This is a genomic window from Streptomyces sp. NPDC007095 (assembly GCF_040634475.1).
GTDB lineage: Bacteria > Actinomycetota > Actinomycetes > Streptomycetales > Streptomycetaceae > Streptomyces.
This window is the reverse complement of sequence record NZ_JBEYFS010000277.1, coordinates 1-10,312: the sequence shown is the minus strand read 5'-3', so window position 1 is coordinate 10,312 and position 10,312 is coordinate 1. Positions and strand designations below refer to the sequence as shown.

Annotated in this window: 8 protein-coding genes and 2 pseudogenes; 6 read left to right on the top strand and 4 right to left on the bottom strand. The window is 70.8% G+C overall.

Features of this window, described 5'->3' with window-relative positions; all coding sequences use genetic code 11:
• Positions 1–217: 217 nt before the first annotated feature.
• Entirely contained in the window at positions 218–925 is a 708-nt protein-coding gene (locus ABZ656_RS50645; protein WP_101403625.1) for a sulfite exporter TauE/SafE family protein, read from the bottom strand.
• A gap of 441 nt (positions 926–1,366) precedes the next feature.
• Here ABZ656_RS50645 and ABZ656_RS50640 point away from each other — a divergent pair, with 441 nt between their 5' ends.
• Positions 1,367–1,633: a nuclear transport factor 2 family protein gene (locus tag ABZ656_RS50640; protein WP_360278476.1), complete on the top strand. Its 267-nt coding sequence runs from the start codon at positions 1,367–1,369 to the stop codon at positions 1,631–1,633.
• Here ABZ656_RS50640 and ABZ656_RS50635 read toward each other — a convergent pair.
• Both ABZ656_RS50635 and ABZ656_RS50630 read right to left on the bottom strand, forming a co-directional pair.
• Positions 1,599–1,748: pseudogene (locus ABZ656_RS50635) on the bottom strand (two-component sensor histidine kinase); the annotation flags it as partial. The gene ABZ656_RS50640 and the pseudogene ABZ656_RS50635 overlap by 35 nt on opposite strands.
• Positions 1,747–1,950 (bottom strand): annotated as a pseudogene (locus tag ABZ656_RS50630) (response regulator); the annotation flags it as partial. The pseudogenes ABZ656_RS50635 and ABZ656_RS50630, both read right to left, overlap by 2 nt.
• Before the next feature lie 298 nt (positions 1,951–2,248).
• On the opposite strand from ABZ656_RS50630, the gene ABZ656_RS50625 reads away from it, so the two are divergent.
• The 4 genes from ABZ656_RS50625 (at position 2,249) to ABZ656_RS50610 (ending at position 7,292) form a co-directional block, all read left to right on the top strand.
• A complete protein-coding gene (locus ABZ656_RS50625; protein WP_101399547.1) occupies positions 2,249–3,526 on the top strand; it encodes an aspartate kinase in 1,278 nt (425 codons plus the stop codon).
• Positions 3,527–3,560: 34 nt separating this feature from the next.
• Entirely contained in the window at positions 3,561–4,619 is a 1,059-nt protein-coding gene (locus ABZ656_RS50620) for an aspartate-semialdehyde dehydrogenase (RefSeq protein WP_101399548.1), read from the top strand.
• Between the two features lie 739 nt (positions 4,620–5,358).
• Positions 5,359–6,027 (top strand): SigE family RNA polymerase sigma factor, encoded by a 669-nt coding sequence (locus tag ABZ656_RS50615; protein WP_079065272.1) that lies wholly within the window; start codon positions 5,359–5,361, stop codon positions 6,025–6,027.
• Positions 6,024–7,292, top strand: a complete 1,269-nt coding sequence (locus tag ABZ656_RS50610) for a hypothetical protein (RefSeq protein ID WP_360278466.1) — start codon at positions 6,024–6,026, stop codon at positions 7,290–7,292. Before ABZ656_RS50615 ends, ABZ656_RS50610 begins: the two co-directional genes overlap by 4 nt.
• A 137-nt stretch (positions 7,293–7,429) precedes the next feature.
• On the opposite strand, the gene ABZ656_RS50605 is transcribed toward ABZ656_RS50610, so the two are convergent.
• Positions 7,430–8,266: an SURF1 family protein gene (locus tag ABZ656_RS50605; RefSeq protein ID WP_360278463.1), complete on the bottom strand. Its 837-nt coding sequence runs from the start codon at positions 8,264–8,266 to the stop codon at positions 7,430–7,432.
• A 153-nt stretch (positions 8,267–8,419) separates the two neighbouring features.
• On the opposite strand from ABZ656_RS50605, the gene ABZ656_RS50600 reads away from it, so the two are divergent.
• The gene (locus ABZ656_RS50600; protein WP_360278460.1) at positions 8,420–10,258 is read left to right on the top strand and encodes a prolyl oligopeptidase family serine peptidase; all 1,839 of its coding nucleotides are present in this window, start codon (positions 8,420–8,422) and stop codon (positions 10,256–10,258) included.
• Positions 10,259–10,312 lie beyond the last annotated feature (54 nt).

Below are 10,312 nucleotides of genomic sequence, written 5' to 3'. Positions count from 1 at the left end.
GGTACCAGGCGTCCCATCACCGACAACACTGGTGTCCCAGCACCGACATTGGCGGCCCGCCACCGGTACCAGGCGTCCCATCACCGACAACACTGGTGTCCCATCACCGACATTGGCGGCCCGCCACCGGTACCAGGCGTCCCATCACCGACAACACTGGCACCCCACCACCGACAACACTGGCGCCCCATCACCGACACTGGCGGCCCACCACCGGTCACCCCGACCCCCACAACCCCTTCCCCAACGTGGTGAGCCCGCCGGTCAACGCCAGCAACAGAACCAGCACCCGCGCCCGCTGTTCCGGCACCCGATCGGCAAGCACCCTCCCGATCGACGCCCCCACCACCATCCCCGTCCCCACGACCCCCCACCGCGCCGGCCCCAGATGCGGAACGCCGTTCGAGGCCACCGAGAAGGCGTTCACCACCACCCCGTAGAACAGCGCGTTCGGCACGAACTCCCGTACGGTCCACCCCGCGTTGAGGGCGTACAGGGAGACCGGCGGACCCCCCACCCCCGCCGCCGAGTTCATGAACCCGCCCGCCGCCCCCGCGGCCACCGCACCCCGAGTGCCACGCAGCGCGGGCAGCCGGACGCCCCGCATGACCACGACCACGGCGACCGTCACCAGCGCGCCCATGAAAACCAACAGCGCGGCCGGCGGCAGCCGCCGCGCGACCCAGCTGCCCGCCGGCACGGTGAGCGCCGCCGCCAGGCACAACGGCACCATGGCGCGCGGCCGCACCCGCCGCCACCCACCGGCCAGCCCCACGACACAGATCGCCCCGGCGACGCAGTTCGCGAGGACGACACCCTCGGCCGGCCCGAGCAGCAGCACCAGCGCCGGCACGGCGACGAGCGCGAAGCCCATCCCGGTCAGCCATTGCACGCAGGACCCCAACAGCACGATCCCGCCCAGCATCAACTCGCCCGTCACCCACGCTCCTTACCCCCCGCGGCACCCGCGCACGCCCGTCACCACCCCCTCGCACGGCGTGAGTCGGCCGTGAGTTGGATCAGCCCTGCACGTCCGCTGGACGGCCCCCGACCGGCGCGAAGAGAGGCTGGAGTCGCTCCCACAGCAAGCGGAGCACCCCCACCGCAAGTACTTCCACCGCACTGGAGTTTTCATGAAGCGCCAGATACGCAAGCGCGCCGCCGTCATCACCGTCTCCGCCCTCGTCGCGTCGGGCGCCGTGGGCGTCGGGATCGGCACGTCGGCCGGCGCGGCCCCGCGGAAGCCGCCCGCCAAGGCGCAGATCGCCGCGCTTCGACGGCTGGAACGCCGCGCTGAAGACCGGCGACCCGGAGAAGGTGGCCGACCGCTACGCCTCCGACGCCGTCCTGCTGCCCACCGTCTCCAATCAAGATCCGCGACACGCACGCCGAGATCGTCGACTACTTCGAGCACTTCCTCGAGAACAAGCCGGTCGGCAAGAAGATCGAGACGGTCGTCGACGTCCTCGACGAGAACTCCGCCATCGACACCGGCCTGTACGAGTTCACGCTCACCGACCCGGACACCGGCGCCAAGCGCACCGTCGAGGCCCGCTGCACGTACGAGTACGAGAAGCGCGGCGGCAAGTGGCTGATCGTCAACCACCACTCCTCGGTGATGCCCGAAGGCTGACGGCCACCCACAGGCCGCCGCCGGGCGCGTCGCGCAGGGTCACGGTCCCGCCGTCGTCCGTGACCAGCTGTTTGACGGTGGAGAGGCCGAGCCCGGAGCCGGAGCGCCCGGTCACCGCGGGTCCGCAGCGCCTTGCAGACGCCGAGGCCGTCGGTGTCGGGCAGGCCTGGGCCGAGGAGGACGACGTCGTAGGGGCCCTGGTGGGCCAGTGCCGCGTGGCCGGTCGTCACCCACTCGACCTGGAAGCCGTAGCGCAGCAGCCCGCGCCGCAGTGACTCGGCGACCGGCTGATCGTCTTCCGCCAGGAGTACGCGCACAGCCGGACCTTAGTGCTTGAGAGTTAAGACACGGCGGTGTCGTGTGACACGGGGCACTTTCCGGAGTGGCGGGGCGTGTGGGCGGGCAGGTGCCGCTCGGAGCGGCCGGAGGAACCCTGCCGAAACCGGTGGATCTGACGACTCCGGTGGACTCCCGGTGGACCTTGACGGTCCGGAGTGATCACGTCGTGAGCGGGACATCTCACGATTCGATACTCCGGAAGGGAAATCCGGCCGCTCGTTAGACTGAGCCGACCGCAGTTGTGCGGTGCAGAGACGGATTGAGCGAGGAGCGCACGTGGGCCTTGTCGTGCAGAAGTACGGAGGCTCCTCCGTAGCCGATGCCGAGGGCATCAAGCGCGTCGCCAAGCGAATCGTGGAAGCGAAGAAGAACGGCCACCAGGTGGTCGTGGTCGTTTCCGCGATGGGCGACACGACGGACGAGCTGATCGATCTCGCCGAGCAGGTATCTCCGATGCCGAGCGGACGAGAGTTCGACATGCTGCTGACCGCCGGAGAGCGGATCTCCATGGCCCTGCTGGCGATGGCGATCAAAAACCTGGGCCACAGCGCCCAGAGCTTCACCGGTAGCCAGGCAGGCGTCATCACCGACTCGGTCCACAACAAAGCGCGGATCATCGACGTCACGCCGGGCCGTATCCGGACGGCGCTCGACGAGGGCAACATCGCCATCGTCGCCGGCTTCCAGGGCGTCTCGCAGGACAAGAAGGACATCACCACGCTCGGGCGCGGCGGGTCCGACACCACGGCCGTCGCGCTCGCCGCGGCGCTGGACGCCGAGGTCTGCGAGATCTACACCGACGTGGACGGCGTGTTCACCGCCGACCCGCGGGTGGTGAAGAAGGCGAAGAAGATCGACTGGATCGCCTTCGAGGACATGCTGGAGCTCGCCGCCTCCGGCTCCAAGGTGCTGCTCCACCGCTGTGTGGAATACGCCCGCCGCTACAACATCCCGATCCACGTGCGCTCGTCCTTCAGCGGGCTTCAGGGCACCTGGGTCAGCAGCGCACCGATCAAGCAAGGGGACCAGAAGGTGGAGCAGGCCATCATTTCCGGTGTCGCTCACGACACCTCCGAGGCCAAGGTCACGGTCGTCGGTGTCCCGGACAAGCCGGGCGAGGCCGCCTCGATCTTCCGCGCCATCGCCGATGCCGAGATCAACATCGACATGGTCGTGCAGAACGTGTCCGCCGCCTCCACCGGTCTGACGGACATCTCCTTCACCCTCCCCAAGACCGAGGGCCGCAAGGCCATCGACGCCCTGGAGAAGGCGAAGAACGTGATCGGCTTCGACTCGCTGCGCTACGACGACCAGATCGGCAAGATCTCGCTCGTCGGCGCGGGCATGAAGACGAACCCGGGTGTCACGGCCGGCTTCTTCGAGGCGCTGTCCGACGCGGGGGTGAACATCGAGCTGATCTCCACCTCCGAGATCCGCATCTCGGTGGTCACGCGTGCCGACGACGTCCCCGAGGCCGTCCGCGCGGTGCACACCGCCTTCGGACTCGACTCCGACAGCGACGAGGCCGTCGTCTACGGAGGCACCGGACGATGACCGTCCTTTCGTACGGCGGCGCTGGCCGCCGCTGATGAGCCGGCCCGCAGGACCGACGCTGGCGGTCGTGGGTGCGACCGGGGCCGTCGGCACGGTCATGCTCCAGATCCTGTCCCAGCACGCGGACATCTGGGGCGAGATCCGTCTGCTCGCCTCCCCGCGCTCGGCCGGCCGCAAGCTGTCCGTGCGCGGCGAGGAGGTCGAGGTGGTGGCGCTGAGTGAGGCCGCCTTCGACGGTGTCGACGTCGCGATGTTCGACGTCCCCGACGAGGTGGCCGCGCAGTGGGCGCCGATCGCCGCGGCCAAGGGCGTGATCGTGGTCGACAACTCGGGCGCGTTCCGGATGGACCCGGACGTGCCGCTGGTCGTACCCGAGGTGAATCCGCACGCCGCGCGTGTGCGCCCGCGCGGGATCATCTCCAACCCGAACTGCACCACCCTCTCCATGATCGTGGCGCTCGGCGCGCTGCACGCCGAGTTCGGCCTGCGCGAGCTGGTGGTCTCCTCGTACCAGGCGGTGAGCGGTGCGGGGCGCGCGGGCGTCGACACCCTGCGCCAGCAGCTGTCCCTCGTCGCCGGTACGGAACTGGGGACCACCCCCGGTGACGTACGCCGGGTCGTGGGCGACAACACGGGCCCCTTCCCGGAGCCGGTGGCGCTGAACGTCGTCCCGTGGGCAGGGTCGCTGCGCGAGGACGGCTGGTCCTCGGAGGAGATGAAGGTGCGGGACGAGTCCCGCAAGATCCTCGGGCTGCCGGACCTGCCCGTGGCCGTGACCTGCGTCCGCGTCCCGGTCGTGACCACGCACTCCCTCACCGTGCACGCCCGCTTCGAGGGCAAGGTCACCGTGACCAAGGCCCGCGAGATCCTGGCCACCGCGCCCGGAGTCGTCCTGTTCGACAACCCGGCCGCCGGTGAGTTCCCCACTCCCGCGGACGTCGTCGGCACCGACCCGACCTGGGTGGGCCGCGTCCGCCGGGCCCTCGACGACCCGACCGCCCTCGAACTCTTCGTCTGCGGCGACAACCTCCGCAAGGGCGCCGCCCTCAACACGGCCCAGATCGCGGAACTGGTGGCGGCGGAGCTGTTCTAGACAGCCGCGTCAGGGGAGCGGCGTGCGCGCGGGTTCAACGGAATCACTCGAGTACGCCGCCACCCCGGCACGGGGACTCCACGCGGTGGCGTACGGCGGATGTCCATGGTCGAAGGCCAGGGAGAAACTGCCGTCGTCGCGAACCGATTTCGGCGGCGTGTGTCCGAGACTCGTCCTGCATGGCCGGTAGGTTTCGCTGCTCAGGGTGTCCGAGGGTCAAAAACTCCCTGGCCATCACCGGATTCGTTTGTAGGATCTGTGTCAGTTGTGTGGCCGGAATAATGGTCCGGACCACTTGTACAGGACCCGCTTGGCGTTCGAAGATTTCACTCCCCGTTCTCCGCAACCGCGCGGAGGGCGGGGAGCGTCTTTGCGGTCGCCCTAAACGGGTGTCCGGGGGCGGCACGGCACAACGGGGCATAGGGGATGAGCTAGTACGCATGAGGGCATTCAATGCACTGCCAGGCGCGCTACCGGTCGCGTCGGCGGGCGTTCCGGCACATGGTCCGGCGGGCGTTGCGAGGTGCGTGGGGGCGGGTCTTGTGGAGCGCGTGGGGGCGGGCGTTGTGCGGTGCGTGGGGACGGACGTTGTGCGGTGCGTGGGGACGGACGTCGTGGGGTGCGTGGGGACGGACGTCGTGGGGTGCGTGGGGGCGGGCGCTTCGGCCGGTGTGAACCCTGGAGCGAATGTGATGCCTGTCGCGTACAACCCTGACGGGGGGAAGCGTGTCCAACTGGCGTGGCAGAGGTTCTCGAATTCACCGCGGTACAGACCAGGGGCACGCCCCTGCGTCCACCCCGCCGACTCCGCAGCCCCGGCGTGCCCGGCGGGATGCCGGTGATCGCGCCCATGCCTGCAGCGCGGCCCGCCCGCATACCGAGTCAGCGCGACGGCGCTGAAGACAGCATGGCCGCCGGTACCACGGTCGACCATCTCACCGAGACCTACCGCGCCCACTACCGGTCGCTGCTGGGCCTCGCGGCACTCCTGCTCGACGACACCGCCTCCTGCGAGGACGTCGTCCAGGAGGCCTTCATCCGGGTGCACTCGGCGCGCAAACGCGTCCGGGACCCCGAGAAGACGCTCGCGTATCTGCGGCAGACCGTCGTCAACCTCTCGCGCTCCGCGCTGCGCCGGCGCATCCTCGGCCTCAAGCTCCTCTCGAAGCCGATGCCCGACATGGCGAGCGCGGAGGAGGGTGCGTACGACCAGCTGGAGCGCGACGCCCTGATCAAGGCGATGAAGGGCCTCCAGCGCCGTCAGCGCGAGGTTCTCGTCCTGCGCTACTTCGCGGACATGACCGAGGCCCAGGTCGCCGAGACCCTCGGCATATCGCTCGGGTCGGTCAAGGCGTACGGCTCGCGCGGCATCGCCGCGCTCCGTGTCGCCATGGAGGCCCCGGCATGAGCCAGCGACGCGACAACCACGACCGACACGAGCCCTATGAGTGGCATGAGCCGACACACCGGCCCACGCCCGCCGAAGACGGGCAAGAGCACGAGCAGCAAGCTGGGAACGGAACTGTGAACCACGGCCCCGACGCAAACGGCCCCCACCCGCAGGGCCCGGACGTACAGGGCTCGGACGCACTGGGCTCCGACGCACTGGGCCCGGACGCACTGGGCCCGGACGTACAGGGCTCGGACGCACTGGGCTCGGACGCACTGGGCTCCGACGGGTTCGGTTCGGACGAGCTGGCGCTGCGCCGGCTGCTGCACCAGGCCGTCCAGGAGATCGAACCCACCGACGGCACGCTGGAGCACCTGCGCCGCGCGGTCCCCGCACGACGGGCCCGCAAGCGTCAGGCCATCGTCGGCGTGGCCGCCGCCGCGCTCTTCATCGGCACCGCCGTCCCCGCCCTCGTGCACGTCTCGAACGCCTCCGGGTCGAACGCCGACCCGTCCATAGCGGGCAACAGCTCACAGGCGCAGGGCGGCACCAGCCAGGGCAAGGGCCCCGACGGCGGCGAGAGCTCCGCGGGTGGCAGCTCCGGCACCTCCAAGGACAAGGGCAAGGGCAGCCAGACCGGCACGCCCGACAAGGGCAAGGGGACGAACACCGGGTCGGCCACGAGTGGCCCCGATCCCTCGGCCTCGGCCGTGATCTCTCCTGCGTGCACACCGGCGCAGCTCGGCGGGGCCACCAGTGCCGTCGGCACCCCGGACGCCACCGGCGCGGTCTACGGCTCCTTCACCCTCTCGAACGTCTCCGCCACCAGCTGCACCGTCAGCGGCGCGGGCGCCGTCGGCACCCTCGCGCAGGGCGCCGCGGACTCGGCCAAGATCAGCGTGGTGACGCATGTGGCGGGCGACGCGGCCACCGGGCTGCCCGACCCCTCCACGGAGGTCGCCTCGGTGGTGCTGAAGCCGAGCGCCTCGTACGTCGTGAAGTTCGCCTGGGTGCCCTCGGAGACCTGTCCGACCACCGGCGGCGGACAGCCCTCGCCGACCCCGACCACCACCACGGACGGCGCCACCAGCACGGGCGGCACCGCCACGGACACCGGTGGCACCGGCACCTCGACCCAGATGGTGACGGAGGACGGCGGCCTGGCCGACGGCAGCGTCACAGTGTCGTACACGGCGGAGACGGGCGCGGCGACGGCCACGACGACCGTGTCCAACGCGTGCGCCGGGACGATCTACCGGACGGGGATGTTGCCGGCGTCCTGAGGGGCGTCGGCGACGGCCACGGCGGCCGTGTCCAACGCGTGCGCCGGGACGATCTACCGGACGGGGATGTTGTCGGCGTCCTGAGGGGCGTCGGCGGCAGGTTCGGCGGCCGTGTCCAACGCGTGCGCCGGGACGATCTACCGGACGGGGATGTTGTCGGCGTCCTGAGGGGCGTCGGCGGCAGGTTCGGCGACCGTGGCTTCTTCTTCGTCATGGTCCGGGACGATTCCCAGCTCCGCGTCCCGCGCGAACTCCGCCTCGCGGCGCAGCAGCCGGAACCACATGAAGACCACGAAGCCCGCGAACACGAACCACTCACCGGTGTAACCGAGGTTCTGGAACGCCTTCAGGTCCAGGCCGGTGCCCTGAGGTGCGGTCGCGGGCACCGCACGCATCCCGCTGTCGGCCTTCGCGAGGGTGATCCAGGCGTCGTACACCTCGTACGGCACCAGGTTCACCAGTGACGCCGAGCTGATCGCGCCGGTCTGGCCTGCGGGCAGCCCCCCGGCGGCGGTGACGCCGTTCGCCCCCGGGCTCTCGGACGCCTGGAGCGCACCCGTGACGGTGACCTCACCGGTCGGGGCGGCGGGCGCCTTCGCCGGGGCGGCGCTTCCGGGCAGCCAGCCCCGTACGACGGGCAGCGCCTTGCCGCCGTCGACGCGCAGCAGCGTCAGCACGTAGAACCCGGGCTCGCCGTCGAGCTCGCGGCCCGGCACGAGGAGCTGCTTGCCGTACCGGCCGGTCGCGGTGGCCTGCTTTCCGGAGGTCTCCGTGCTCACGGGCAGCAGCCGGGCGAGCGGACGGGCGGCCTCCGTCCTGGCCGCGGCGGCCTGCTCACCGGCCGCGCGGTGGTCCTGCACCCGCGCCTCGAACCGGCTCAACTGCCAGGACCCCATGAAGATGCAGAAGGGGATGGCCAACAGCACGAAGACGTTGATCCCCCACCAGCGGGGCGTCAGCAGGAACCGGTACACGAGTTCAAAGGTACGGTGCCGCGCTCGACGCCGAGGCTTCGGGGGCCCTCGTGCCGGTGCTCTCCCGGAGTTCGTCCGGCGCGATCGGCGAAGTTATCCACAGGCTGGGGACCTCGTCAGCGCGGGGTCGGCCGGGCCAGGCACTATGGGGCCATGACTGAGAGCAACGGGTCCATCGAGCAGCGGCAGGCAGCCATGCCCGACTGGGAGAAGCGCTTCCGGGCGCCGCGAGTGTCGCTGCCCGACTGGGCGGAGGACGCCCCGCACCGCGCTCTGTTCGTCTCCAACGCGACGGGGACGTACGAGCTGTACGCGTGGGACCGCGGGACGGGGGAGCAGCGCCAGGTCACGAACCGGGCGAACGGTACGACGGACGGGGTGCTCTCCCCGGACGGCGAGTGGATCTGGTGGTTCGACGACAAGGACGGCGACGAGTTCGGCATCTGGCGCCGCCAGCGTTTCGTCGCTCCCAAGACCACGGACACGGACACGGCCGATGCCGGCGACGGTGCCGACAGTGTCGACGCCCCCGCCGCTCCGGGCCTGGAGCCTTCCTACCCCGGAGGCCTGGCCATCGGCAGGGACGGCCGCACCGCGGTCGTGGGCCGCTCGACGGACGAGGACGGCTCGACGATCCACGTGGTCCGCCTCGGCGAGGAGCCGGTGGAGATCTACCGCCACCGGGAGTCGGCGGGCGTCGGCGACCTCTCGCACGACGGCTCCCTGATCGCCGTCGAGCACACCGAGCACGGCGACGCGATGCACTCGGCGCTGCGGGTGCTGCGCCCGGACGGCTCGACGGTCGCCGAGCTCGACGACACCAAGGGCGGCACGGTCGAGCTGGGTCTGGAAGTGCTCGGCTTCGCCCCGGTCGACGGGGACACCCGCCTCCTCATCGGCCATCAGCGGCGCGGCCGTTGGGAGCCGCTGGTGTGGGACGTGGCGACGGGGGAGGAGACGGACCTGGCCCTGGACCTCCCGGGCGACGTGGCGGCCGAGTGGTACCCGGACGGTTCGGCCCTTCTCATCGCCCACAGCTTCGAGGCCCGCAGCGACCTGTGGCGCTACGACCTGGCGTCCCGCGAGCTGGTCCAGGTGCCCACCCCACAGGGCTCGGTCTCCGGGGCGACGGCCCGCCCCGACGGAACCGTGGAGTATCTGTGGTCCTCGGCGGCCGAGCCGTCCGTGGTCCGCTCGACGACGGGCGAGATCGTCCTCGATCCCCCCGGCCTGAAGTCCCCGGGCTCGGTCCCCGTGGAGGACGTGTGGGTGGAGGGCCCCGGCGGCCGCGTCCACGCGCTCATCCAGAAGCCGGCGGGCACGACGGGCCCCCTGCCCACGGTCTTCGACATCCACGGCGGCCCGACCTGGCACGACAGCGATTCCTTCGCGGCGGGCCCGGCAGCCTGGGTGGACCACGGGTACGCGGTGGTCCGGATCAACTACCGAGGCTCCACAGGCTACGGCCGCGAGTGGACGGACGCCCTCAAGCACCGAGTCGGCCTGATCGAACTCGAAGACATCGAGGCGGTCCGGGAATGGGCGGTGACGTCGGGCCTCGCCGACCCCGCCCGCCTGATCCTCACCGGCGGCTCCTGGGGCGGCTACCTCACCCTCCTGGGCCTCGGCACGCAGCCGGAGGCGTGGACTCTCGGCATCGCCGCCGTCCCGGTCGCCGACTATGTGACGGCGTACCACGACGAGATGGAAGCCCTGAAGGCGATGGACCGCACCCTTCTCGGCGGCACCCCCGAGGAGGTCCCCGAACGCTTCGAGGCGTCCTCCCCCCTCACCTACGTCGACGCGGTCAAGGCCCCCGTCTACATCTCGGCCGGCGTCAACGACCCCCGCTGCCCCATCCGCCAGATCGACAACTACGTAGCCCGCCTCACCGCCCGCAGCGCCATCCACGAGGTCTACCGCTACGACGCGGGCCACGGCTCCCTGGTCGGCGGTGGTCGAAGAAGTAGTCCGGTACGGCATGCCAGTTGATCTTGCCCTGGCCGAACGCGTAGATGATCGCGACGAGCACGGCGATCGCGATGG